Annotated in this window: 22 protein-coding genes; 10 read left to right on the forward strand and 12 right to left on the reverse strand. The window is 58.9% G+C overall.

Annotation, left to right across the window (positions count from 1 at the left end; translation table 11 throughout):
- Positions 1 to 51 precede the first annotated feature (51 nt).
- Positions 52 to 630 carry a GNAT family N-acetyltransferase gene (locus tag ABRP84_RS02260; protein ID WP_023026173.1) on the forward strand — a complete coding sequence of 193 codons (579 nt, stop codon included), beginning with the start codon at positions 52 to 54 and terminating at the stop codon, positions 628 to 630.
- A 129-nt stretch (positions 631 to 759) separates the two neighbouring features.
- Here the strand turns inward: ABRP84_RS02260 and ABRP84_RS02265 are convergent, their stop codons facing one another.
- The 5 genes from ABRP84_RS02265 to glpX all read right to left on the reverse strand — a co-directional run bounded on the left by ABRP84_RS02265 (position 760) and on the right by glpX (position 5,980).
- Complete coding sequence (locus tag ABRP84_RS02265) at positions 760 to 1,053, reverse strand: DUF2316 family protein (RefSeq protein ID WP_349852552.1); 294 nt, start codon at positions 1,051 to 1,053, stop codon at positions 760 to 762.
- On the reverse strand, positions 1,054 to 2,622 hold the full coding sequence (locus ABRP84_RS02270) for an MDR family MFS transporter (RefSeq protein ID WP_349852554.1): 1,569 nt from the start codon (positions 2,620 to 2,622) through the stop codon (positions 1,054 to 1,056).
- Positions 2,616 to 3,239, reverse strand: coding sequence for a TetR/AcrR family transcriptional regulator (locus tag ABRP84_RS02275; protein WP_349852556.1), 624 nt, complete (start codon positions 3,237 to 3,239; stop codon positions 2,616 to 2,618). The genes ABRP84_RS02270 and ABRP84_RS02275 overlap by 7 nt, the downstream gene beginning before the upstream one ends.
- 218 nt (positions 3,240 to 3,457) lie before the next feature.
- A complete protein-coding gene (locus ABRP84_RS02280; RefSeq protein ID WP_349852558.1) occupies positions 3,458 to 4,858 on the reverse strand; it encodes a class II fumarate hydratase in 1,401 nt (466 codons plus the stop codon).
- 108 nt (positions 4,859 to 4,966) lie between these two features.
- Positions 4,967 to 5,980 (reverse strand): class II fructose-bisphosphatase, encoded by a 1,014-nt coding sequence (glpX, locus tag ABRP84_RS02285; RefSeq protein ID WP_284769941.1) that lies wholly within the window; start codon positions 5,978 to 5,980, stop codon positions 4,967 to 4,969.
- A gap of 217 nt (positions 5,981 to 6,197) precedes the next feature.
- Here glpX and ABRP84_RS02290 point away from each other — a divergent pair, with 217 nt between their 5' ends.
- Complete coding sequence (locus ABRP84_RS02290) at positions 6,198 to 6,767, forward strand: DUF4245 domain-containing protein (protein ID WP_349852559.1); 570 nt, start codon at positions 6,198 to 6,200, stop codon at positions 6,765 to 6,767.
- Here ABRP84_RS02290 and ABRP84_RS02295 read toward each other — a convergent pair.
- Genes ABRP84_RS02295 through xseA form a run of 3 tightly spaced genes read right to left on the reverse strand, consistent with a single transcriptional unit; the run spans position 6,751 to position 8,675 of the window.
- Positions 6,751 to 7,131 carry a hypothetical protein gene (locus tag ABRP84_RS02295; RefSeq protein WP_349852561.1) on the reverse strand — a complete coding sequence of 127 codons (381 nt, stop codon included), beginning with the start codon at positions 7,129 to 7,131 and terminating at the stop codon, positions 6,751 to 6,753. The genes ABRP84_RS02290 and ABRP84_RS02295 overlap by 17 nt on opposite strands.
- Complete coding sequence (locus ABRP84_RS02300) at positions 7,131 to 7,409, reverse strand: exodeoxyribonuclease VII small subunit (protein WP_349852562.1); 279 nt, start codon at positions 7,407 to 7,409, stop codon at positions 7,131 to 7,133. Before ABRP84_RS02300 ends, ABRP84_RS02295 begins: the two co-directional genes overlap by 1 nt.
- 24 nt (positions 7,410 to 7,433) lie before the next feature.
- On the reverse strand, positions 7,434 to 8,675 hold the full coding sequence (gene xseA / locus ABRP84_RS02305; RefSeq protein ID WP_349852564.1) for an exodeoxyribonuclease VII large subunit: 1,242 nt from the start codon (positions 8,673 to 8,675) through the stop codon (positions 7,434 to 7,436).
- Between the two features lie 153 nt (positions 8,676 to 8,828).
- On the opposite strand from xseA, the gene ABRP84_RS02310 reads away from it, so the two are divergent.
- Positions 8,829 to 9,779, forward strand: a complete 951-nt coding sequence (locus ABRP84_RS02310; RefSeq protein ID WP_239267941.1) for a 4-hydroxy-3-methylbut-2-enyl diphosphate reductase — start codon at positions 8,829 to 8,831, stop codon at positions 9,777 to 9,779.
- 74 nt (positions 9,780 to 9,853) lie between these two features.
- On the opposite strand, the gene ABRP84_RS02315 is transcribed toward ABRP84_RS02310, so the two are convergent.
- The 3 genes from ABRP84_RS02315 to ABRP84_RS02325 all read right to left on the reverse strand — a co-directional run bounded on the left by ABRP84_RS02315 (position 9,854) and on the right by ABRP84_RS02325 (position 13,323).
- Positions 9,854 to 10,663 (reverse strand): DUF6542 domain-containing protein, encoded by an 810-nt coding sequence (locus tag ABRP84_RS02315; RefSeq protein WP_349852565.1) that lies wholly within the window; start codon positions 10,661 to 10,663, stop codon positions 9,854 to 9,856.
- Positions 10,664 to 10,728: 65 nt separating this feature from the next.
- Entirely contained in the window at positions 10,729 to 11,799 is a 1,071-nt protein-coding gene (locus ABRP84_RS02320) for a DNA recombination protein RmuC (protein ID WP_349852566.1), read from the reverse strand.
- 36 nt (positions 11,800 to 11,835) lie between these two features.
- On the reverse strand, positions 11,836 to 13,323 hold the full coding sequence (locus ABRP84_RS02325; protein WP_349852567.1) for an AI-2E family transporter: 1,488 nt from the start codon (positions 13,321 to 13,323) through the stop codon (positions 11,836 to 11,838).
- Positions 13,324 to 13,352: 29 nt separating this feature from the next.
- Here ABRP84_RS02325 and ychF point away from each other — a divergent pair, with 29 nt between their 5' ends.
- The 3 genes from ychF (at position 13,353) to ABRP84_RS02340 (ending at position 16,294) form a co-directional block, all read left to right on the forward strand.
- Positions 13,353 to 14,438 carry a redox-regulated ATPase YchF gene (gene ychF, locus ABRP84_RS02330; RefSeq protein ID WP_349852568.1) on the forward strand — a complete coding sequence of 362 codons (1,086 nt, stop codon included), beginning with the start codon at positions 13,353 to 13,355 and terminating at the stop codon, positions 14,436 to 14,438.
- A 98-nt stretch (positions 14,439 to 14,536) separates the two neighbouring features.
- The gene (locus ABRP84_RS02335) at positions 14,537 to 15,070 is read left to right on the forward strand and encodes a type 1 glutamine amidotransferase domain-containing protein (protein ID WP_349852569.1); all 534 of its coding nucleotides are present in this window, start codon (positions 14,537 to 14,539) and stop codon (positions 15,068 to 15,070) included.
- Positions 15,071 to 15,379: 309 nt separating this feature from the next.
- Positions 15,380 to 16,294, forward strand: a complete 915-nt coding sequence (locus ABRP84_RS02340) for a cation diffusion facilitator family transporter (protein ID WP_502879768.1) — start codon at positions 15,380 to 15,382, stop codon at positions 16,292 to 16,294.
- 45 nt (positions 16,295 to 16,339) lie between these two features.
- On the opposite strand, the gene ABRP84_RS02345 is transcribed toward ABRP84_RS02340, so the two are convergent.
- Entirely contained in the window at positions 16,340 to 17,701 is a 1,362-nt protein-coding gene (locus ABRP84_RS02345) for a dicarboxylate/amino acid:cation symporter (protein WP_349852570.1), read from the reverse strand.
- Between the two features lie 508 nt (positions 17,702 to 18,209).
- Between ABRP84_RS02345 and pcp the strand changes: the two genes are divergently transcribed.
- The 4 genes from pcp to nrfD are packed head-to-tail and all read left to right on the forward strand — an operon-like array spanning position 18,210 to position 24,300.
- Positions 18,210 to 18,806, forward strand: a complete 597-nt coding sequence (gene pcp / locus ABRP84_RS02350; protein WP_349852572.1) for a pyroglutamyl-peptidase I — start codon at positions 18,210 to 18,212, stop codon at positions 18,804 to 18,806.
- Between the two features lie 47 nt (positions 18,807 to 18,853).
- Positions 18,854 to 22,129 carry a formate dehydrogenase-N subunit alpha gene (fdnG, locus tag ABRP84_RS02355; protein ID WP_349852573.1) on the forward strand — a complete coding sequence of 1,092 codons (3,276 nt, stop codon included), beginning with the start codon at positions 18,854 to 18,856 and terminating at the stop codon, positions 22,127 to 22,129.
- On the forward strand, positions 22,130 to 23,188 hold the full coding sequence (locus ABRP84_RS02360) for a 4Fe-4S dicluster domain-containing protein (protein WP_349852574.1): 1,059 nt from the start codon (positions 22,130 to 22,132) through the stop codon (positions 23,186 to 23,188). It begins immediately after the preceding gene.
- A complete protein-coding gene (gene nrfD, locus ABRP84_RS02365) occupies positions 23,185 to 24,300 on the forward strand; it encodes an NrfD/PsrC family molybdoenzyme membrane anchor subunit (RefSeq protein ID WP_349852576.1) in 1,116 nt (371 codons plus the stop codon). The genes ABRP84_RS02360 and nrfD overlap by 4 nt, the downstream gene beginning before the upstream one ends.
- The last annotated feature ends 12 nt before the right edge of the window (positions 24,301 to 24,312 follow it).

Below are 24,312 nucleotides of genomic sequence, written 5' to 3' on the forward strand. Positions count from 1 at the left end.
CAGCGAATTTAATGAAATCTTTATAGCAAGAATCAGCCAAGACCAGTAATAATGGTGCCTATGAGCGAGAACGCCAAGCAGACGTCTGCGGACGATAAGAAAAAGGATTTCCGTATTCGGCCCTTCACGTCGGCCGATTACCCGCAGATGCGGGACATCTACGAGCAGGGCCTACAAACCGGCCATGCCACTTATGAAACCCGATCCTTGACCTACGAGGAGTTTACGAGCTCCAAGATCATGGCCTCGGTGCACGTAGCCGTTGAGGCAGACGACGATTCTAAGGTATTGGGGTGGGTTTCGGCCGCCCCGATTTCCTCGCGTACCGTCTTCCACGGGGTGGTAGAGGATTCCATTTACTTGGGATCTGATGCCCAAGGCCGTGGCATTGCAGGGGCCTTGCTCGATTGCCTCATTGAAGTGTGCAAGGACCTGCACAAGTGGGCCATCCACTCCTGGATCTTCCCAGAAAATGAAGGTTCTGCGGGCCTGCACAAGTCTCGCGGGTTTGAAAAGGTCGGCACCTACTCACACATGGCCAAGATGACCTATGGCGAGTTGGCCGGTCAGTGGCGCGATACCGATGTCTACGAGCTCCTGCTTCCCAAGCCGGAGGAAAAGCACCTCTAAAGGCGCTGTGCCATTTAACCACGAAGGCCGTAGCGATGCCGGGGAGAATTAATCATCCCGGTCGCTACGGCCTTTCGTTGTTTTCTACCACGCAGTGTGCGTAGGTAAAGCTTGGTGAGATACGCGGCCTTAGACTGCGGGTACCTCCCAGCGCCCAAACCACATCTGTGCCTGTGGGCGCATGGAATCGCGCAAGTGGCTAAAGGGTGGCACGTCAATGCCTTCGCGCTCGGCTAAGGCCACGAGGTAATCGCGGGTGCGCCATACCTCGATGGGGCTTGCCTCGAAATCGAGCACCTCCGCGAGGCCGCCGGGTGGGTAGCCGAGCGCGGACTCGATGGGGGCATCGGCAAGCGGCAGGCTATCGCGCAGAGCATGCAGCTCCCTACTTGTGGCGGCGGTTTCTGCAGGATTGAGCGACATTTAATCGATCGTCTCCTTCAGGCGCTCTTCGCGCAGGGGAAGCAGGACCAAGAGGGCGACGATGACGAGCGGGACCATCAGCGCGATGACCGGGGTGAGGCCGTCATTATAGGAATTTAATACTGCCTGCTCGAGCGGCTCTGGCAGGGAAGACACCAAATCCGGGGTCAGGCTATTGGCGTTGCCGTCGCTATTGCCAAACTTCTCGGCATAGGCTGCGCCCTCAGGTCCCAGCTGCTGGATAGCCTGCGGCAGGCGGTTGGCCATCTCATCCTGCATGTTGTTGATGAACATGGAACCAACTAGGGAAGCGCCCAGGGCAGAACCGATCTGGCGGAAGAAGTTATTCGCCGCGGTGGCCGTACCCACCTGGGACAGTGGGAAGGAGTTCTGGACGATGAGCACGAGCACCTGCATCACCATGCCCAGGCCGATGCCGAAGGCGAGGAACTCGAAGCCGAGCTGCGTGAGCGAGGTATCTACCGAGAGGCGGGACATCCAGAACAGGGCGCCTGCGGTAATGGCTAGGCCGATGAGGGGGTAAATCTTGTAGCGGCCGGTGCGGGCGATGATGAACCCGACGCCGGTGGAGGTGCCGATAAGGCCAACCATCATCGGAATCATCATCAGGCCAGCGTTGGTGGGTGATAGGGTGTGGACCATTTGCAGGTAGGTGGGCATATAGCCCAGCACACCGAACATGGCCAGACCCAAAATGACGCCGGATAGGGTGGTCAGGGCCATGTTGCGGTTCTTGAAGAGGCGAACCGGGATAAGCGGTTCGGCAGCGCGCAATTCCACGATGGTGGTAATGATGGCGCCGACGAGGGTGATGGCGCCGAGGGTGAGGATCATGGAGGAATCCCAGTCGTACTCGGTGCCGCCCCAGGTGGTCATGAGGATTAGGGAAGCGGTGGTAATGGCGATGAAGGTGGCGCCGAGCCAGTCAAAGCGCTTCATATCGGCCTGGCCAACGCGCAGGTTGAGCACCAAGATGCAGACCACCATGGCCAGCAGGCCGAGCGGGATATTCATCCACATGCCCCAACGCCAGCCGGGGCCATCAGTAAACCAGCCGCCCAAGACGGGGCCGAGGACGGAGGACAGGCCGAAGACGCCGCCCATGATGCCCATGAACTTGCCGCGCTCGCGGGAGGAGGTGACCTCGGCGATGATGGACTGCGAGGAAATCATCATGAACCCAGCGCCGAAGCCTTGCACAGCGCGGGCGATGATGAGAACCGTCATGGAATCGGCGAAACCGCCGACGGCGGAGCCCACGACGAAGACGGCGATGCCGCCAATATAGAGCCATTTGCGGCCCAGCATGTCACCCAGCTTGCCGGAAATCGGCATGGCGATGGTCATGGTGACAAGGAATGCGGAGATGACCCAGCTCATGTGGTCAACGCCGCCAAGCTCACCAACAATAGTTGGCAAAGCGGAAGAGAAAATCATCTGGCCCAGCGAGCTCATCAACATGGTGAGCACCAGCGCAGAGAAAATGAGCCCCAGGTTATCCGCCCGCGACTGGCCCTGCGCAGGAGCCTTTTCGGCTGTATCTACCATCGGATTCCTTTCATAAAATCATTAATCAAAGTCAGTGAATCATTCAGACGCGACCTCAGGGCGTCGCTGCAATCGCTATCGGGGGCGGCGATGGAAAGCCAGAGGGCCTCGCGGACTACACCGGCGATGACCATGGCCTCCGTTGCCGCGGAGTGCCCCTCGAGGATGCGCAGTTCCGGTTCTTGGGTTAGGCGCTCCTCAATGAGCCCAATAAGCTCGATGGATTTCGCCCGCTTGCGGCTAATGGAGGCGGCCGCCGCCTCTGGGTCATTAGCAATGCGCTTGCGTCTCTCCCGAATCGTGGGATTAACGTGATGACCCTCCATGTGCTGTTCCACCAGGTTAAGGACTAATTCCATGATGCTGCTGGTGGACTCATGGAGGAAATACTCCCGCATTTCGGCGGTGAAGTCAGCGCTTGGCGCCCCAAGCACGGCGGATTCCTTCGAATCGAAATAATTAAAAAACGTGCGCCGAGAAATACCGGCTAGTTCGCAGATCTCTTCAATAGTGACCTCGCCAAAGGAATGCTTATCCACCAATTCGGTGGCGGCATCCTCAATGCGTAGCCGCGTTTCTAGGCGTTTCTGCTCGCGTAGTGATAGTTCTTCTTGCACAGGATGCAACGTTACACTCGGTGCAAACTTGCACCAAGTGCAAAATAGGTGATTTTGTAGATGTATCCACCGAATTTATGTTGTAGGTCACGTCGTGTGCTTGCCGATGCCCCTTTCTTTACCCGCGCTTACCATGCCTGGGAAGCGAGTCGAGGAATGCGAAAACCCCGCTCAGAAGCGATTTCCGAGCGGGGTTGCAGCGCTTAAGGCGGCTTAGATTAGATATTGTCGCGCTCGCGGTTGGTCATGCTCAATACATCCAAGCGCTTGTCCAGCTCTTCCTCGGTGAGGTTCTCGCCGTCAACAAAGCCCAAGTCGATTACGGCCTGGCGGACGGTGATCTTCTCATTGAGTGCGTGCTTTGCGGCCTTTGCAGCGTTCTCGTAGCCGATGGCGGAGTTTAGCGGGGTCACGATGGAGGTGGAGGACTCCGCGAAGTGCTTCATGCGCTCCTCGTTCGCTTCGATGTGGTCGACGCACTTCTCAGCAAACACGCGGGCGGAGTTGGCCAGCAGGCGAGCAGATTCGAGCACGTTGCGCGCCATCATTGGGATGAAGACGTTGAGCTCGAACTGGCCCTGTGCGCCACCGAAGGCAACGGCTGCGTCATTGCCCACAACCTGGCCGGCCACCATGGTGACTGCCTCAGGGATAACCGGGTTGACCTTGCCCGGCATGATGGAGGAACCAGGCTGCAGGTCCTTCAGGTGAATTTCTGCCAAGCCGGTCAGCGGGCCGGAGCCCAGCATCCGAAGGTCATTGGCAATCTTGTTGAAGGACACGGCCACCGAGCGCATGGCGCCGGAGAACTCTACGAGGCCATCGCGGTTAGCCTGTGCCTCGAAGTGGTTTTCTGCTTCCTTGAGGTTCTCAACGCCGGTGAGCTTCTTGAGCTCCTCGGTCACCTTGCCGCCGAACTCGGCGGAGGTATTCAGACCGGTACCGGTGGCGGTACCGCCGATGGCGAGCTCTCCCAAGCGCGGGAGGGTAGCCTCGATGCGCTCGATGCCGAGCTCCACCTGGCGGGCGTAGCCGCTGAACTCCTGGCCCAGGGTGATGGGGGTGGCGTCCATGAGGTGGGTGCGGCCGGCCTTGACGACGTCCGCGAATTCCTTCGCCTTCTTGGTCAAGGACTCGTGCAGGACCTTCAGGCCCGGAATGAGGTCACTGACGGCAGCTTCCGTAGCCGCCACGTGGGTAGCGGTGGGGAAGGTGTCATTGGAGGACTGGCCCATGTTGACGTCATCGTTCGGGTGGACCTCGACGCCCTGCTTATGTGCCAAGGAAGCGATGACCTCGTTGGTGTTCATATTGGACGAGGTACCGGAGCCGGTCTGGAAGACGTCAATGGGGAAGGCATCGTTGTGCTTGCCTTCTGCGATTTCCTTCGCGGCGGCGATAATCGCATCAGCCTTTTCTGCATCCAGGCTGCCGGAATCCTTGTTGACCTGTGCGCATGCAGCCTTGAGCAGGCCGAGCGCGCGGATCTGCGCATCTTCCAAGCCGCGGCCGGAGATGGGGAAGTTGTCTACCGCGCGCTGGGTTTGTGCGCGCCACAGGGCATCGGCGGGAACTTTAACCTCGCCCATAGTGTCATGTTCGGTACGGTATTCGGTCATGAAAATCACCTCGGTTAATTGATTGTGTGCGTCTACCCCCAGTATGGCGAAAAGCTAAAAGTGAGAGGGCGAAAAGCCCGAGCCTGCCCCGCCATTTGGGGGTGAGGTTTAGTTCTTGGTGGGGTCCGAGTAGTCCACGACGGAGTATTCCTGCAGCTTAGCCAGCTTGTGGAAGGAATCGACGTAGCGAATGGTGCCGGATTTGGAACGCATGACCAGCGAACGGGTGGAGGCGCCGTTATTGCGGTAAGAGACACCGCGCAGCATGTCACCGTTGGTCACGCCGGTGGCGGCGAAGTAGCAGTTCTTGGAGGAGACCAAGTCATTGGTGCCCAAGACCTTATCCAAGTCGTGGCCTGCGGCGCGGGCCTTTTCCGCTTCCTCTTCATCCTTTGGCCACAGCTTGCCCTGGATTTCGCCGCCCATACACCGCATGGCGCAGGCGGTGATGATGCCCTCAGGGGTACCGCCAATGCCCATCATCATGTCGATGGAGTTGGAATCCTGGCAGGTAGCGATGGCGCCTGCCACATCGCCGTCCATGATAAGGCGCACCTTGGCGCCTGCCTCGCGGATCTCCTGGATGAGCTTATCGTGGCGCGGGCGGTCCAATACCACCACGGTGATATCGGCGGTGCGCAGGCCCTTTGCCTTGGCAACAGATTCGATATTCCACTGCACGGACTGGTTGATGTCGATGGAACCGACGGCCTCGGGGCCCACGGCGATCTTTTCCATGTAGAAGACCGCGGACGGGTCATACATGGTGCCGCGCTCAGCGGCGGCGATTACGGAAATGGCATTGGGGCGGCCCTCAGCCATCAACCGCGTGCCGTCCACGGGGTCCACGGCGATGTCCATCGCCGCGCCCTCACCGGTGCCGACCTCCTCGCCGTTGAAGAGCATCGGGGCCTCATCCTTTTCGCCCTCGCCGATGACGACGACACCCTTCATCGCCACGGAGTTAATCAGCTTGCGCATGGCATCGACTGCCGCGCCATCGCCCTCATTCTTCATGCCACGACCAACCCAGCGGCCAGAGGCTAAGGCGGCGGCTTCGGTCACGCGCACCAGCTCCATGGCCAGGTTACGGTCGGGCAAATAAGAAGTATTTTCGGACATGTGTAGTGGTTGCCTTCCATGTTTTCTCACCGTGGGGGTAATTCCCACGCGCTTAGTGTTCTACTTTTCCTATTCTGGCACTTTTTGGCACCAATAGGTCCGATTTGGGGCCCCTTTTGTGGGGATTTTCCTTGTCAGGGGCAGCATTATCGGCGCGAATGTGCGCACGCGGGAGGCATGTGGCACTTTCACGTCGGCTCATGCGATACTAAGGCGCGTGGCAGCAGAACAAAGACCGAAGATTTTCGAAGGCGCTCGCGACATCATTTTGTCCCTTTCCGTAGTGGTGGTCATGATGTTGCTCGTGGTGGGCGCAACCGGGCTCTGCTCGGTGAATCCGGAAACGGCGCAAGGCCCGGTTCAAGAGGTAGACGAGGAGACCTTCCTGGATACGCAGGCCCGCGCCGGTGTTGGCGCCATCCGAGATCCCCAGATGCCCGAAGGCTGGCAGGCCAATGCGGCCCGCCGTTCGCAGCTAGGCGGCGAGACAGCCACCGTCGTCAGCTGGCTCACCGCAGATGGAACTTACGTGGAATCCACCCAAACCCAGGTTTCTGCAGAAGACGCGGGCGAAAAATACGACGCGAACTACCGCGGGCTGAACTCTACTCGCGAGGTAGCCGACCACCAGGTGCGCGTGCTGGCAAGCGATGACGATTCGGTGCGCCGCTTGTGGATTGTTGACCTGGGCGATGCCCGCCTCATCATCTCCGGCGCGGCCCCCGATGAAGAATTCGCCGCCGCCACCGAGGCCTTTATCAAGGCCAAGCCTATAAGCGGAAAGTAACCTCTCTGAGCCCCTCGGAGTCCGCTTCCACCGTGATTCCTTCAGTATTACCGGTGGCTTCTTCTAAGCCAGCGGCATCCAGGCCGCTCAGCCGCGTCTTTTCTAGGTAGACATCCACGCGCTCGCGCTGAGAACGCTGCGGGTAGATGGAGACTTGGACCACCTGGGCATCGGCAAGCAGCAGCACGATGGACTGGGAAAAGTAACTCAGTTCCTCCTCGGTGCCCGAAACCTGGGTGCTGGTATGCGCCGGCCCGAAGAACTCCTCTACCAGCGCGCGGGAATCGCCGCCCATGATGGAGCCTGCCGATGCCGATTTGGATACGAAATCAATCCGCTTTCCCGGGTAACCATAAATCTGCACTACTCTTCACCCTCCTCGGCCTGCTGCTCGTTGTTTTCCGCCCTTTCGAGGGTATCTTCCACGCGCTTCGAGGCTCCATCCAGGTGGGATTCGCACGTGCGAGCAAGCGCCTCGCCGCGCTCCCAGTACTTCAGGGACTCGTCCAGGCCCATCTGGCCGAGCTCTAAAATCTTGACGGTCTCAATGAGCTCATCGCGCGCCTGCTCGTAGCTCAATTCCTCTACGGGAGTAAAAGCATCCTGGCCCGGCTGGCCGGAACCAATGGTTTCATCTGACATCAGCAATTCTCCTACTATTTCTGGCTAATCGGCGGCCTGGGAGGCCATGGACACGGCGGTGATGGAACCATCGCCCAAGCGAATGCGCAATTGCGCGCCGGGCGGTGATTGCTCATAAGAGCTAACGACCTCCGGATCGCTGCCATCTTTGGGCAAGACCTGGACAATAGAATACCCACGGGCAAGCGTCGCCGAAGGACCTAAAGCAGAAACCCGCGCGCGAAGGGACTCCACGTGCCGGGTCTCACGGTCTAAGAGCACCCGCAGTTCGCGGCGCATACTCGTGCGCATGCGCTCGACCTCTTCGCGCCGAGCGCGGATGGGCGTCATCGGATCTGCCAGCACTGGGCGCGAGCGGATATTATCCAATCCACGGCGCTCGCGTTCTACCCAGCCGCGCAAGGCCGCCGCCATGCGGGATCGCGCCTCAGCGATGACCGCGCGTTCCTCTGCCACCGAAGGAACCACGCGCTTGGCGGCATCCGTGGGGGTCGCCGCGCGCAGATCCGCCACGTTATCGAGCACCGGACTATCCGGCTCGTGGCCAATCGCGGAGACCACCGGGGTGCTGGCGGCCACGACGGCGCGTTGCAGGGCTTCTTCAGAAAAGGGAAGGAGATCTTCGACGGAACCGCCTCCGCGGGCGATGATGATGACATCGATCTCCGCATCGGCGTCGAGCTCCTGCAAGGCGGAAATCACCTCGGGGACGGTATTCGCCCCCTGAACCGCGGTATTAATGACCCGGAATTGCACGGCCGGCCACCTGTCGCGGGCGACCGCCATGACATCGCGCTCGGCGGCAGAACCGCGGCCGGTAATCAGGCCGATTTTCTGCGGGAGGTAGGGAAGCGGGCGCTTGCGCGCGGGATCAAAGAGGCCTTCTGCGGCAAGCTGCGCGCGCAGCTTTTCAATGCGCGCCAATAAATCGCCGATGCCCACGTGCCGGATCTCCGTGGTCCACAGGGAAAAGGATCCGCGGCCAGCATAAAAGGCGGGTTTGCCGTGTACGATGACGCGGTCGCCATCTTTTAGCGGCGTGGGCAAGTTGTGCAGCATTGAGGAAGAGCAGGTCAATTGCACCGACTTTTCCTGCTGCACATCGCGCAGGGTGAGGTAGGACAGCTTCCAGGTGGGCTTGTAATTGATCTGCGTTAATTGGCCTTCCACCCACAGGTATCCAAGGCGCTCGATCCATCCCTTCACCTGGTCATTGACCTGGCCCACGGGCCACGGGGTCTCTGGAGTATTTGCCGGTTGATTCACGCAGCCACCCTTTCCATCTACAGCGCCATACGGTGCCCTTTAGTGTAGGTGCTCAAGGCACGTGGCGCCCCGCTTGGGTGGCCTAGATGGGCGCTTTCCCTGCTGGATAGCCCTTACTATTGTTTTGCTTTACCTTTCGATACTCTGGGAGGCATGACTGATGGTAAAAATGTTCTCCTCGCGGCACCGCGCGGTTACTGCGCTGGAGTGGACCGCGCCGTCGAGACCGTAGAAAAGGCGCTAGAAAAATACGGCGCACCCATTTATGTGCGCAAGCAAATCGTCCACAACCGTTATGTCGTTGAATCTTTGGCCAAGCGCGGAGTCATCTTCGTTGAAGAGGCCGCCGAGGCCCCGGAGGGTGCTCACCTCGTCTTTTCCGCCCACGGAATCTCCCCGGCGGTGCGCAATCAGGCGCAGGAGCGCAAGCAATTGACCTTGGACGCTACCTGCCCCTTGGTGACTAAGGTGCACAAGGAAGCCCAGCGTTTCGAGCGCGATGGTTACCACATCCTCCTCGTGGGCCACGAAGGCCACGAGGAGGTAGAAGGCACCGCGGGCGAGGCCCCCGATGTTACGCATCTGGTCGATGGCGTCGACGGCGTGGACAAGCTGCCAGACTACCTGCAGGATGAGAAACTCATCTGGCTTTCGCAGACCACACTCTCGGTGGATGAGACCGTTGTCATCGTCAATAAGCTGCGTGAGCGTTTTCCGCACCTAGAAAACCCGCCGTCAGATGATATCTGCTACGCCACTCAAAACCGGCAAGAGTCCGTCAAAGCCATTGCACCGAAGTGCGACCTTATGATCGTGGTGGGGTCTAAGAACTCGTCCAACTCCGTGCGCCTCGTAGAAGTCGCGCTCGAGGCGGGTTCACGCGACTCCCACTTGGTGGATTTTGCCGACGAGATCGATGAATCGTGGCTAGACGGCGTAGAGACCGTTGGCGTGACCTGTGGCGCCTCCGTGCCAGAACTTCTTGTGCGCGAGGTGCTCGAATACTTGGATGAGCGCGGCTTTAATGACGTGGAGCAAGTAACCACCTCCACCGAATCCATTACTTTCGCGCTGCCGCGCGATCTGCGTCCTGCCCGCACCTAGCGCTGCAACGCCTAAAACGACAACAACCGTGAGCCTGGTGGCCTCTTAAAGAGTGCCGGGGCTCACGGTTTAGTTTATTCGTAGAGGTTATCGTCCCAACGCTGCTTCTTGGCAGTGTCTTTTGTCGAGGAAGTGGGACCTGGTTCGGGGGCCGGTAGAATCACGTCCCCCGCGCGACGATTCGGATCCGGTTGTAAGCGATTTTCGCGTTCCGCCTGTTGCTCGCGGCGGCGCTCTTCTCGGTCGCGGCCGCGGATGCGGTCCTGCGGCTTCCGCGGAGGTTGCACCTGTGCGTGCGACCTGCGGCGGGAGGCGCGTGGGGAGGGGGCCTGCGGGTTTTCGGATCTATTGCGCGCCATGAGTTCCGCCACGGAAAGCCGTTCAGCGCGGTTCTGGCGATCCCGCTTCATGTCCGCGCGCCGCGCGACCTTTTGCTGATTCACAGCACGTTGGGCGGCCTTGCGGAAGCGCATCCAGCGCAAGACGCCGATTGCGGTCGCGCCGAGAACCGCGATAAGCAACCACAGGAAGTTCTGGACCAGCGGATACACGGAGGTCAGCAGGGACGTTTTAGAAAAACTGGTGCCTTCCGGAGCATTGGACTTGGTGATGAAGATTCCCGCCGTCACCACGGTTACCGCGTACAAAATGGGGATGGACGCGATGGACAGGAATAATCCCCGCTCCTCAACGATGAGCGCTATGAGCAGGGAGCTGATGATGAGAAAGGCAAAGTACATCCAGCCTATGGAGCCGGCAAGAATGGAAATCAATGCGCCGGTGAGCAAAAGTGCCGCCAATAGCCCAAGGCCCTTCAGCAGCGAGATGCTCGGCATGCTCAGGCTTTGCGCGGCGGTAGGCTTTCGTTGTTTGGCTAGTGACACGTCGCAAAATCCTACCGTCTGGCGCGGGCCAATGGCTATATCCACGCAGTAAAACTGCCTAGATTTTAAGAAGAATTTGTCCCGCGCGGCCACGTATCAATGGGGGAGGGCTCGCGCGGCGCTCTGTTCGTGCGGCCGGGAATCTCCATTTCGTGCAGCTTGCGGGCGGTCACTCCCACGCGCGAATCAAGCGAGGAGAGCGTGGAATTATAGGCTTCTACTGCCTTTTCGAGTCCTTGGCCCACCTTGCCATAGTGCTCCGAAAGGGTATTGAGCCGCGAATAGAGCTCACGTCCCAAGCGTTGGACTTCTTTTGCCTTGGCGGAAATATCTTCCTGGTGCCACCCCATAGCTACCGTGCGCAAGAGCGCGAAGAGTGAGCTCGGGGTCGCGATGACGACGTTGCGTTCAAAACCGAATTCGATGAGCTCAGGATCGACCGATAACGCAGCATCGAGGAAAGGATCCGCGGGTACGAAGAGCACCACGAATTCCGGGGTGGGTTGGAAGGCCTCAATATAGTCTTTGTGGGATAGCGCCTGGATGTGACTGCGCAGCTGATGCGCGTGGCGGCGCAGGTAGCCGGCGTGTTCTTCTGGATCGTCGGTTTCTAGCGCATCGAGGTATGAAGAGAACGGAACCTTGGCATCGACGATGATATGCCTGCCACCGGCCAAGTTGATGAGCATATCTGGGCGCACGATGCGGCCGTTTAAGGGGGCAGAGACTTGGGAATCGAAGTCCACGTGCCGTCTCATGCCGCCGAGTTCGACGACGCGCTCTAGCTGGATCTCGCCCCATCGCCCGCGCACATTGGGCGAGCGGAGGGCCGTAACGAGCTGATCCGTGCGCTCCGTGAGTTGGGACGAGGTGCGGGTCACCGCCTGCACTTGGCTGGACAGGGAGGCTAAGTGGGCGGTGCGGTCTTCTTCCAGTTCTTGTAGCTGGAATCCGAGCCTATCCATGGCCTTTTCTAGCGGTTGCAGCTCGGCCTGGCGGCGTTGGGATTCTTGCAGCGCCCGGTGCTCCTCGCTCGGCGCGGAGCGGGAAGCGGAATGAGAGTGGGCCAGCCATCCCAGAACGGCACCCAGTAGGAGACCGATAAACAGCAGCAGCATGGGCAAAGTGGATGTCATGGAATCCACTATGACACGTGCTGCCGACACGGCACACTATTTATTCGAATCTCCGTTCAAAAGATTTTCGAAGGCATCCCGCGCGCGGCGCAGGTTGGAGCGCATGCTTGGCTCGTCATAGTCCTCCGGGGTGGAATCGACATCGACGGAGTCATCGAGCGTGGTGGAGTCGCCATCGGAAGCCGCATCGGCGCCGGCGATATCGGGGCTGGCGTGTTCTGGAACATTGCGCCATTGCTCGCGCTTGTATTGCGCTTGCTCTTCGGTATAGCGGCCGATGAGATAGCCCGCGACGGTGGAGTAGTTGAGCTCGGAGGAGTGTTTTTCCCCGGACTGCAGCTTCATCATGTCCTGCACGTAGCGATAGGCAACCGCGATCATGGCGGCGGTCGGCACGGCCAGGAATCCACCGATGAGTCCAAAGAGCGCGGAGCCGACGATGACGGAGACCAAAACGATAACTGGGTGCAGGTTCATGGCCTTTGCCTGCAGCCACGGCGAGAGTACATTGCCTTCAAGCTGCTGGACCAAAATAACGAGGCCCAAGACCAACAGTGCTTGGGTAAAGCCCAAAGATACCAAGGCGATAACCACTGCGAGCGCGCCAGAGACAATGGCGCCGACGAACGGGATGAAGCCGGCGATGAAGGTAATGATCGCCAGGGCCATCGCCAAGGGCACGCCGATAAGCACGAGGCCGAGGCCGATAAAGATGGCATCGATAAGCGAGACAACCGCCTGTGCCCGAATGAACCCGCCCAGGGTATTCCAGGCGCGCGTGAGCAATTCCGTGAGATGCCAGCCGGCGCGCCGGCCGGTGGCATCGCGCAGCCACGGCAGGAATTTGGTGCCGTCTTTCAGGAAGAAGAAGGTGAGCACCAAGACGATGAACACCGTGACGAAAAATGAGGTGGCATTGCCGATGCCCGTAAATACAGACCCGGCGATAACGCCCGCACGTTCCTGCAACCAGCCTGCGGCCTCGTCGATATAGGTGCTCATATCGTCGCTATCGAGGTTCAGGGGTGGGCCCTGGGCCCAAACTTGGAGCTGCTGGATGCCGGAGACCGTTTGCAGGTAGAGCGACTGGGATTGCCGCATGAAGTCCGGCGCCACCGAGGCGATAAGCCCACCGACGGCGGCCGAGGAGAGCAGGATCGTCACAATCGCCGCCAGGCCTGCGGGCAGTCCTTTTGTTCGCATCCAACGCGCCATGGGGTGAAGCACGGTACAGATAATAAGAGCCAAGAGCACCGGCAGGATGCCCTGCCAGAAGCTACCCAAGACGTGATAGATCGCAAAAAGGAAAACGCCAATTATCAGCAGGCGCACGGCCCACAGGGAGGTCGATTTCACCATTTCGCCCGCAATGACGGAGCGATCGACCTGATTGCCCGGGGGGTGTGGCGATACGTCGTCCAATTGGCTGGTGTCGAAGTCACCGTCCATTTTATCGCCCGGGCTCGCCTGCGGCTTTTCGGGTGTTGGTTGCTTATCAGAACTCACCCCACCATCTTGCCTCATAACGCGGTAGGTGCGTTAGGATTAGCCCCGTGAGTCTTACACTAGGAATCGTCGGCTTGCCCAATGTGGGCAAGTCCACTTTGTTTAATGCCCTGACCCGTTCCGAAATCTTGGCGGCTAATTACCCTTTCGCCACCATCGAGCCCAACGTCGGCTTGGTGGAGCTGCCGGATCCCCGTTTGGACACCCTCGCTAAGATGTTCAACTCCGAGCGCATCTTGCCAGCGACCGTGTCCTTTGTGGATATTGCCGGCATCGTCGCAGGTGCCTCGCAGGGCGAGGGTATGGGTAACGCCTTCCTAGCCAATATCCGCGAGGCCGACGCTATCTGCCAGGTGGTCCGCGCCTTTTCTGATGACAACGTCATCCACGTTGATGGCCAGGTAGATCCCGGCAATGACATTTCCGTTATTAATACAGAGCTGATTCTGGCGGATCTGCAGACCATCGAGAAGGCCCTGCCGCGCCTAGAAAAAGATGCCCGGAAGAATAAGGACTTGGCCCCGGTGGTGGAGGCCACCAAGAAGGCGCAGGAAATCCTGGAGGATGACCGCACCCTCTTCGCCGCCGCCAAGTCCGGCGAGATTGATCTTTCCCTCGTGCGCGAGCTGCACCTGATGACGGCTAAGCCTTTCCTCTATGTCTTTAACTCGGACGAGGCTGTGCTTACCGATGTCGCCAAGAAGGACGAACTGCGCCAGCTCGTCGCCCCAGCAGATTGCGTCTTCCTCGATGCACAAACCGAGTCCGAGCTCTTGGAGCTGGATGAGGACGAGGCAAGCGAGCTGCTCGAGGCAGTAGGCCAAGAAGAGCCCGGCTTGGCTACCTTGGCCAAGGCCGGTTTCTCCACCTTGGGACTGCAGACCTACCTCACCGCTGGTGAAAAGGAAGCCCGCGCGTGGACCATTAAGCAAGGCGCTGCTGCGCCCCAGGCTGCCGGTGTAATTCACACCGACTTTGAAAAGAAGTTCATCAAGGCCGAAATCGTCTCCTTCGATGATCTTGTTGCCGCAGGCTCCATGGCCGAGGCGCGCGCCAACGGCAAGGTCCGCCAAGAAGGTAAGGACTACATCATGCACGATGGCGACGTGTGTGACTTCAAGATCGGTGGCTAAATCCTAGCTTGTTGCAGGTCGCGGTAGGGAACGTGGCGAGCACGCGAATTTAGAGTTACCCTATCTGTGTACCCAACAACAATAAGGAGGTCATAATAATGGCTGAGCTAGAAAACAAGACGATTGCAATCATTGCTACGAATGACTTTGAAGACTCCGAGCTGACCTCTCCGCTAGAGGCCGTGCAGAGGGCCGGCGCTACCGTGAAGGTTTTGGCGCCTAAGGCCGGCACCATTACGGGCAAGAACAGTACCGAGATTAACGTTGATGCTACGACCAAGGACTCCGAGGGTGAGACCTTCGACGGCATCATCTTGCCTGGCGGCACCAATAACGCAGACCTCATCCGCTTGGACGAGGCAGCCGTTAGCATCGTGCGCAAGCACATGGGCGAGGACCGCCCCTTGGGCGCTATCTGCCACGGCGGCTGGATTCTAGCCGATGCAGACGCTCTCAAGGGTCGTACCTTGACGTCCTTCCCGTCCCTGCAGACCGATCTCCGCAATGCAGGTGCTACCTGGGTTGACGAAGAGGTCCACTGCGACCAGGGCTTGGTCTCCTCCCGTACCCCGGATGACCTGCCTGCATTCAACGCTAAGTTGGTCGAAGAGTTCGCAGAGGGTCAGCACTAAATTAGGCTAAAGCCTTAATTACTCCCTACGAGCCAGAGCGCGAGAAACCCTCTGGCTCGTAGGGAGATTTTTCGTCTATATGGGCTCCTTGCGTTCCCTAGGGCGGATCATGGATTTGGTTGAATGTTTAAGGATTCTCGCCGTCTGCTAACCTATGAACCCAGAAGGGGAGTAGTTCCTACGGCGCCCGCGTGCGCCGCGATGACTGGTCGACACACTGGCTTAAAAGCCCGGCCACTCAGCATCGAGGCATCGATGCGAACGAGACCTTCGGACTGATTCTGGTTGCCGAAGGGAGAGTAGTAGACCTTGTCTTCTTTAAGTTCTGAGCAGCGTATTTTAGAGCGCTTTATGATGTTGTCCATCGCCGCGGCGGTGGCGACAATTGTCCTGAAATCTCTGGCAGCATGGCTGACGGGCTCGGTTGGTTTCTTCTCTGATGCCCTCGAATCCCTCGTGAACCTCGTGGCAGCCATTGCGGGTTATTGTGCCTTGCGCATTGCCGCCAAGCCTGCCGATGATAATCACCACTTTGGCCACGGCAAGGCGGAGTATATTTCCGCGTTGGTAGAAGGGGCAATGATTTTCCTCGCAGCAGGGGCCATCATCTACACCGCAGTCCAACGCCTCTTTACTCCCCAGCCCGTTGAGGAAGGCGGTTGGGGCTTAGCGCTGTCGCTATTGTCCTCGATACTTAATCTGGGCGTCGGTTTGGCCCTGATTAAGGCGGGCAAGCGCTACCGGTCTGCGACGCTAAATGCGGATGGGCACCATCTGATTACGGATGTGTGGACCTCCGCCGGCGTTCTCGTCGGCATGGCTGCGGTGTATCTCACGGGCTGGTTGTGGCTTGATGCGCTAGTGGCCTTGGCCGTTGGCATCAATATCTTGTGGACGGGATTTAAGATTTTGCGCGACTCCGTCAGCAGCCTGCTTTCTGAGGCCCTTCCGCAAGAAGAGCAAGATCAAATTTGGGATCTCTTAGCTGAACTGGAAAAAGAAAAGTCCGTGACTTTCACGGATCGGCGCACGGTAGCCTCCGGCAGGCAAAGAATGGTCTACCTGACTATGGAGGTGCCGGCGGACTGGAGCGTACTCTACTCGCATGAGATTGCCGATGACGTCGAAGTCGCCCTCGACGAGCTTTTCGCCGGATGCAGCGTATTTATCCACGTGGAGCCGGCCGGCGTTGCACATCGCCGCCCACTTCCATTCCGGCAATAAATAAAGGCCCAAGGCGTTGTGCCCTGGGCCTTTATTTTCGTTTTATTAAGCCTTGACGCTTACTTCCTCGTCGGAGTCTTCCTCCATGATGTGCTTGACGCCATTCTCGGCTTCATCCCAGACCTCTTGGTTCTGGATGCCCGCGCGCTTGGCGACGACCGTCGCGCACAATGCCTGACCCGTGACGTTGAGCGCCGTGCGGCCCATATCAATGATGGGCTCAATGGCCAGCAGCAAACCGACGCCGGCCAATGGCAGGCCCAACGTGGAAAGGGTCAGCGTGAGCATAACCGTTGCGCCAGTGGTACCGGCGGTAGCCGCAGAACCAATAACGGAGACGAAGATGATGAGTAGGTACTGCGTGAAGTCTAGGTCCACGCCATAGAATTGCGCGACGAAAATCGCAGCAACAGCAGGGTAGACGGAGGCGCAGCCATCCATCTTCGTAGTAGCACCGAGTGGCACTGCGAAGGACGCGTACTCGGTGGGAACGCCCAGGGCACGTTCGCTGAAGCGTTGCGTCGCGGGCATAACACCCATAGAGGAGCGGGTGACAAAGCCCAAGGACGTTACCGGCCAAATGCGCTTGTAGAAACCCGTGACCGAAATATTGTTGAACTTCAGTACTGCTGGGTAAACCACGGCGAAGACGATTGCCAGGCCCACATACATTGCCAAGACGAATTTGCCCAGAGAGCCAAGTGCGTCCCAGCCGTAGGTAGCAACGGCCTTACCAATAAGCGCTGCGGTACCAATCGGCGCCAGGCGGATAATCCACCACAGGACCTTCTGGATGACCTTGAGGAAGGACTCCGTAAAGTGCAGGAACGGATCGGCTGCCTTACCGGTCTGTACGGCGGCAATACCAATGGCCAAGGAAATAACTAGCAGCTGAAGCGCACCGAAGTTCAGCGATATTTCGCCATCGCTGGCAGAGGCCGTAAGACCGATGAAGTTTTGTGGCAGGAGCTGCTCAAAGAAGGCAGTCCACGAACCAACGCTTGACGGATCCTCTGCAGCGGATGCATCGACGCTCGTGCCAGCACCGGGCTTCATGACTAATGCCACGACGATGCCCACGATGACGGAGAAGAACGCCGTAATGGCGAACCACACCAACGTAGAAATGGCCAAGGATGCGGCATTGGCAACCTTGCGCAGGTTAGCCACAGAGGTGACCACCGCGGCGAAGATAAGCGGCGGAACCATGACCTTCAATAGCTGGACATAGGCACCACCGACACCGCTGAGCAGGTTGGTCAACCACCCTGGGTTGTCAGGATCGGTATTCATCCCAGATGCGATCAGTCCCAGGATGAGGCCGATAATAAGGCCCGCAATGACTTGCGCGCCAAACCCCGTTGCCCAGCTAGGAAGTTTGGAGCGAGAGGAAACTTTTTGTGTCATAGAACGTCCTTTAGAAATAAAATGAACAGGTCTGACTATTTGTTGAGTACGGTGCTGTTCAACTTTGACCAGTCTTACTTTATTCCACGCGTCAAACCATGAAGAAAAAGGGACCCGTTTGCAGCAGGAGATTTGTTATGACCGCTTTGTAGACAAAGCAGTTCAGTATCTACTCATGCTTTCGCTCACACCGCGCTCTATAACCCGCGCGCTTCAATCCTCATCCTGCAACCCCGCCCTTCGCGCTCACCGCGAGAATCATCTCGGTTGGCTCGCCTATCTCCCGTGAGCGCGAAGGGGAAGGGTATGGGGAAATGCATCTTAACTTTCGATTTAGTGTGCTGCTCGTCCGCTCGAATTCGTCCTCTTTACCTTCGCGCTCACCGCGAGCCCAGGGCCCTGGTAAAAAGCCGCCTCCGGTGAGCGGCAAGGGCGGGTACTATGCGCAAACTAAAAGGACAGCTCTGAATCGAAGCAGCGGAGCACCGTCATCTGCCATACTGAAATGATGAAGATTCTGGTAACTGCATTTGATGCCTTTGGTGGCGAAGAAATTAACCCTACGGAACGCGCGCTCGATAAGCTGCCGGATGAAATCGGCGGCGCGCAGATTATCAAGCGCCCTGTGCCCACGGTGTTCGGTGAAGCACTGAAGCAGGCAATTGCTGTGGCCGAGAAAGAAGGGGTAGACGCGGTGGTCTGCCTGGGGCAAGCCGCCGGGCGCAGCCATATCACTCCGGAGCGAGTAGGCATCAACTTAGCGGATGCTTCCATACCGGATAATGCGGGCAACCAGCCAATCGATGAACCAGTGGTTGAAGGCGGCCCGGCCGCATACTTTTCCACCCTGCCGGTTAAGGCAATGGTCGCAGCGATTCAGGAGGCTGAGATTCCGGCACGGGTCTCGACCACCGCGGGAACGTTTGTGTGCAACCACCTGCTCTATGGCCTGTTGCACCATTTCAAAGATACGCAGGTAAAAGCAGGCTTTATCCACGTACCGTTTATTAAGGAGCAGAATAAAGAAAACAGCCCGATGCTGGAGCTTACGGACGTCGTACAGGGTGTGGAATGCGCGATCAGCGCAGTTGCGAAAAACGCTTAGGGTCACCTTGCTAGAGAATTTTTCCGCCCAAATATAGATTTAAAGTCATGTCTCGCTTAAGTCCTCTCAACTGGCCGGTCGTGCGCCAGCTGCGTAGCGGCGATCCCTTTGGCAGGGATATCAATACGCAATCAACCAAGAGTAAGGAAAAGCACGGGCGCACGGTAGAAGCTGACCGCGTGGTGCAATCCGTGTGCCCATATTGCGCGGTTGGTTGCGCCCAGCGCGTATACGTCAAAGATAACCGAGTCATCCAGATTGAGGGCGATCCGGATTCGCCGATTTCGCGCGGGCGTTTGTGTCCCAAGGGCTCGGCATCGGAGCAGTTGGTCAATTCCGCAACGCGATTGACCAAGATTAATTACCGCGCACCGCACTCCACCGAGTGGCAGGAGCTGGATGAAGACACCGCGATGGACATGATCGCGGATCGCTTCTTGGAGGCGCGCCGGAAGGGCTGGCAAGACACCGATGACTCGGGGCGGACTCTAAACCGCACGATGGGTGTCGCTGGCCTTGGTGGCGCGACCTTGGATAATGAGGAAAACTACCTCATTAAGAAGCTTTTTACCGCTGCCGGTGCGGTGCAGCTCGAAAACCAGGCGCGCATATGACACTCCGCCACAGTTCCTAGTTTAGGAACTTCGTTTGGCCGCGGCGGCGCAACCCAACCGCTGCAGGATATGGCGAATGCTGATTGCATCGTCATCGAGGGGTCGAATATGGCAGAGTGCCACCCGGTGGGATTCCAGTGGGTCGTAGAAGCCAAAAAGCGTGGTGCCCGCATTATCCACGTGGATCCGCGGTATACGCGTACCTCTGCGTTCTCCAACCGCCACATTGGCATTCGCGGCGGTACCGACGTGGTGCTGCTAGGCGCGGTTATCAACCATATGCTCCAAAATGAGCTGTACTTCCGCGACTATGTTGTTGCATATACCAATGCGCCGATGATTATCTCGGAGGACTACCAGGACACCGAGGAACTGGACGGACTGTTTTCTGGCTATAATCCGGAAACCGGCACTTACGTGACCGATTCGTGGCAGTACGTGCAAAAGCCGGAAGGTTCCTCCTGGAATGTCGAGCGCGATGACACCCTGGAGCACCCGAATTCGGTCTTCCAGATTCTCAAGCGCCACTATGCGCGCTATACCCCTGAGCTGGTAGAAGAAACCTGCGGCATCGCGCAGGAAGACTTCTACTACCTAGCGGATTCCATTGCGCAGAACTCCGATCCGGAACACACCACGTGTTTCGCCTATGCCTTGGGCTTTACCCAACACACCTTGGGTGCGCAGTTCATCCGTACCGCTGCCATTTTGCAGCTTTTGATGGGCAATGTGGGCCGCCCGGGCTCGGGAATCATGGCCTTGCGCGGGCACGCCTCCATTCAGGGCTCTACCGATATCCCGACTCTCTTCCACTCCCTACCCGGCTACCTGCCCATGCCGAGCGTGGAAAAGCAGACGTGGCCGGAATTTGTGGACGAGATCCGGGATGAGTCCCAAAAGGGCTTCTGGCAGATTGGCGAGAATTACGCCGTGTCCTTGATGAAGTCCTACTGGGGAGATGCGGCGACCAAGGAAAATAACTGGGGCTATGACCTCATGCCGCGCATTTCCGGCGCGCATTCTACCTACGAAACCCTGCAAGCCATGCTCAATGGTCAGGTGGAAGGCTACTTCGTCTTCGGCCAAAACCCGGCGGTGGCGCAGTCCAATGGTGGCATGCAGCGCCGTGGTTTGGCATCGCTGAAGTGGCTGGTTGTGCGCGATTTCCAGGAAATCGAAACCGCATCGTTCTGGAAGGACGCGCCGGAGATTAAAAACGGCGAGCTGAAGACGGAAGACATCGAAACCGAGGTCTTCTTGATGCCCGCTGCCACCCACGTGGAAAAGGCTGGTACCTTTACCCAGACGCAGCGCATGCTGCAGTGGCGCTTCCAAGCGGCACCGCCGCCAGGCGATGCCAAGAGCGAGCTGTGGTTCTTCTACCAGCTGGGTAAGAAGCTCAAGGAACGCCTGCGCGATTCCACTGATCCGCGCGATCTCCCGCTCCAGAAGGTGACGTGGGATTACGTGGAAAATGAGGAAGGCGAGCCGAACTCTGAGGACGTCCTCAAGGAGATCAACGGCTACTACCTGGATGGTCCACAGAAGGGCGAGCTTTTGCCCTCCTTCGTGGAGATGAAGAATGACGGCACGACTTCCGGCGGCTGCTGGATCTACACCGGCGTGTACAAGGATGGCGTCAACCAGTCCGCGCGCAAGGTCCCGGGTTCGGAGCAGAACGAGGTTGCGCCCGAGTGGGGCTGGGTCTGGCCTGCTAATCGCCGCATTTTGTATAACCGCGCTTCGGCCAAGCCGGATGGCACCCCGTGGTCCGAGCGCAAGAAGTACGTGTGGTGGGACGAGGCCCAGGGCAAGTGGGTAGGCGATGACGTCCCTGACTTCCCAGTGACGAAGTCGCCGGAGTACAAGGCTCCTGCCGATGCCGTCGGTCCAGACGCCCTCGATGGCACGGACGCCTTCATCATGCAGGCGGACGGTCGCGGCTGGCTCTTTGCGTCTTCCGGGCTTTCCGATGGCCCCTTGCCCACCCACTATGAGCCGCAGGAGTCCCCGGTTACGAACGTGCTGTATAAGCAGCAGCAATCGCCGACGCGCTTGACCATCAAACGCCCGGATAACCTGCAGCGCCCAGAACCGGGGATGCCCGGTGCGGAGGTGTTCCCGTTTGTATTTTCTACCTACCGTCTCACGGAGATGTACACCTCGGGTGCGATGTCGCGCCGCCTGCCTTATCTGGCGGAGCTGCAGCCGGGCCTATTCTGCGAGGTGGATAAGGACTTGGCCGCAAAGCGCGGCCTGGAAAATGGCGAGTGGGCGACGATTATCTCGCCGCGCGGTGTGATTGAGGCGCAGGTTTTGGTCACCGATCGCATGCAGATGCTGAAGATCAATGGGGAAGAATTCCACCAGATTGGCCTGCCCTTCCACTACGGCGAGTCCGAGACCACCGCTGTGGCAGGCGACGGCGCTAACGATCTCTTGGGCCTTACCCTCGAGCCGAATGTGTTCATTCAGAACTCGAAGATTGGTGCCTGCGATATCCAGCCGGGCCGCAGGCCGAGGGGAGAAGGCCGCTTGAAGCTGCTCAAGCAGTACCAAGAGCGGGCGCAGTTAAGCGTGGATTCCGGCAATGATTTGTTGTCGGTTCCGGACTCGTTTACCTATAACCCGGAGCCCGAAAAGCATGGCCAACTTGGCGCGGATAGTAGTGATGATGAAACGGCAAGTAAAGGCGAAGAAGGTAAGTAAATGACTAATCTACTGACCGAGGACGCGGGCCGGCACGGCTATGATTCCTACCGCCGCATGGCCTTTTTCACCGATACGTCCGTGTGCATCGGCTGCAAGGCCTGCGAGGTGGCGTGCAAGGAATGGAACCGCAACCCGGTAGAAGGATATGACGTCACCGGTGATTCCTATGACAACACCGGTGCCTTGGGTGCTAATACGTGGCGGCACGTAGCCTTTGTGGAACAAAACAATGACCGCATTGAGATGGCGCGCGAAGAGGGAAAACAGCTTATTTCTCTGGGCATGCCCACCATCGGTGGAAAGCCGGACGAGGTCGATACCACTCCGCCGGATACGGATACGTTCCGGTGGTTGATGTCCTCGGATGTCTGCAAGCACTGCACGCATGCAGGGTGTTTGGACGTGTGCCCCACGGGCGCGCTCTTCCGCACCGAGTTTGGCACCGTGGTTGTCCAAGATGATGTGTGCAATGGCTGCGGAACCTGCGTGGCGGGGTGCCCCTTTGGCGTCATCGAACGCCGCGATGATGGTGGGGTGTCGCTGAAATACGATAAGACCGCGACCGTGGATTATCAGGATAATTCACACGCCGACATTAATGTGCTGAAAAAGCTCAAGCAGCGCAAGCCCCAAGGCGCGGATCACACGCCGGGCGAGGCGATGCCGATTAAGAATGTGGGCGTCGCTCAGAAGTGCACCATGTGCTATGACCGTCTGAAACAGGGCGAGCAGCCGGCGTGCTCCAAGACGTGCCCCACCGATTCCATCCAATTCGGTACCTATGAGGACATGCTGGCCGCGGCGAGGGATCGCGTGCGCGTCCTGCACGAACAGGGCATAACGGAGGCGCGGCTCTATGGCGCCAATGATAACGATGGCGTGGGCGGAACCGGCTCTATCTTCTTATTGCTGGATTCGCCAGAGGTCTATGGCCTGCCGCCGGACCCGCGCGTGCCCACCGCGGATTTGCCGAGTATGTATAAGACCGCGGCCAAGGCCATCGGCGGGATGGCGCTGGCCGTGGCGGGTTCCTTTTTGATTGGAGGGCGCAAATGAGCGGTTTTGATGAGTACCGGCCACCGCAGCCGGAGCGGCCGAACCGCTACCGCAACTTCGATGGGCCGAAGCGTAAAAAGAAGCGCAAGCGCCCGGGTGCGGGTGCGCAGGATGGCTCCAAAGAGGAGCGGATGGCCGAAGACTTCGAGTTTTCTTCCTATTACGGCAGGCCGGTAGTCAAGGCCCCGCCGTGGGAGTGGCCCATCGGTGGGTATTTCTTCTTGGGCGGCATTGCCGGCGGTTCGGGCCTTCTCGCCACCGGTGCACAGGCCGCAGGCAACGCACCTTTGCGCCGGACCACGCGGGTAGCGGCCTTTGGCGCGGCGGCCGCCGGTTCGGTCTTTTTGATTTTGGATCTGGGCCGGCCGGAGCGCGCGTTGAATATGTTCCGCGTCTTCAAGGTGACCTCGCCAATGTCGCTCGGATCCTGGCTGCTTGCGGGCTTTTCCACCGCGGCGGCGATTCCGGCTGTGGTAGAGGTTGATAACGCGACCAAGCGGAAGCTGCCGCTGCCGAAGTGGCTGCGCGCGAGCCTGGGCAAGGCCGCGACTCCGGCCGGGGTGATAACCGGTGTGCTCGGTGGCCCGCTAGCCGGATATACGGCGGTATTGCTGTCCAATACGTCCAACCCGGTGTGGAATGACATGAAGCGGCACCTGCCCTATGTCTTTGTATCCTCTGCCTCGGCAGCGGCCTCTGGCTTGGCCATGGTCACCACCCCGGTGAAATACGCCGGTCCCGCCCGCGCCTTGGGCATGGCGGCCGCGGCCAGCGATATCGCGGCGACGAAGGTGCTAGAAAACAATATGGAGCCTGAGCCGCGCGAGGAATTGCATCACGGCACCCCGGGAAAGCTCATGCGCGCCTCGGAATACTTGATTGCCGCTGGCGGCGTGGGCAGCGCGGTGGCGGCGGCGACGAAGTCCCGCGCCGTATCCGTGGCTTCGGGCCTGGCCTTGATGGCCGGATCCGCGTGCACGCGCTTTGGCGTGCTCAACGCGGGCTTGGAGGCGGTCAAGAACCCGGCCACCACGATGGGTCCGCAAAAGCGCCGCGCGGAGCGGCGCCGGCGCGAGCAAGGGCTTGCCACCGACGTGCTCAGCGCAGGCTAGAGAGGGCTAGCC

Origin of the sequence: Corynebacterium sp. KPL2861 (assembly GCF_040225475.1) — a bacterium.
Lineage (GTDB): Bacteria > Actinomycetota > Actinomycetes > Mycobacteriales > Mycobacteriaceae > Corynebacterium.

Bases quoted from the DNA above. Each gene is read 5' to 3' on its own strand.
- ABRP84_RS02260 (WP_023026173.1), top strand. From the start codon at position 52: ATGGTGCCTATGAGCGAGAACGCCAAGCAGACGTCTGCGGACGATAAG.
- ABRP84_RS02265 (WP_349852552.1), bottom strand. From the start codon at position 1,053: ATGTCGCTCAATCCTGCAGAAACCGCCGCCACAAGTAGGGAGCTGCAT.
- ABRP84_RS02270 (WP_349852554.1), bottom strand. From the start codon at position 2,622: ATGGTAGATACAGCCGAAAAGGCTCCTGCGCAGGGCCAGTCGCGGGCG.
- ABRP84_RS02280 (WP_349852558.1), bottom strand. From the start codon at position 4,858: ATGACCGAATACCGTACCGAACATGACACTATGGGCGAGGTTAAAGTT.
- glpX (WP_284769941.1), bottom strand. From the start codon at position 5,980: ATGTCCGAAAATACTTCTTATTTGCCCGACCGTAACCTGGCCATGGAG.
- ABRP84_RS02300 (WP_349852562.1), bottom strand. From the start codon at position 7,409: ATGTCAGATGAAACCATTGGTTCCGGCCAGCCGGGCCAGGATGCTTTT.
- ABRP84_RS02310 (WP_239267941.1), top strand. From the start codon at position 8,829: ATGACTGATGGTAAAAATGTTCTCCTCGCGGCACCGCGCGGTTACTGC.
- ABRP84_RS02320 (WP_349852566.1), bottom strand. From the start codon at position 11,799: ATGACATCCACTTTGCCCATGCTGCTGCTGTTTATCGGTCTCCTACTG.
- ABRP84_RS02325 (WP_349852567.1), bottom strand. From the start codon at position 13,323: ATGAGGCAAGATGGTGGGGTGAGTTCTGATAAGCAACCAACACCCGAA.
- ABRP84_RS02335 (WP_349852569.1), top strand. From the start codon at position 14,537: ATGGCTGAGCTAGAAAACAAGACGATTGCAATCATTGCTACGAATGAC.
- ABRP84_RS02345 (WP_349852570.1), bottom strand. From the start codon at position 17,701: ATGACACAAAAAGTTTCCTCTCGCTCCAAACTTCCTAGCTGGGCAACG.
- pcp (WP_349852572.1), top strand. From the start codon at position 18,210: ATGAAGATTCTGGTAACTGCATTTGATGCCTTTGGTGGCGAAGAAATT.
- ABRP84_RS02360 (WP_349852574.1), top strand. From the start codon at position 22,130: ATGACTAATCTACTGACCGAGGACGCGGGCCGGCACGGCTATGATTCC.
- nrfD (WP_349852576.1), top strand. From the start codon at position 23,185: ATGAGCGGTTTTGATGAGTACCGGCCACCGCAGCCGGAGCGGCCGAAC.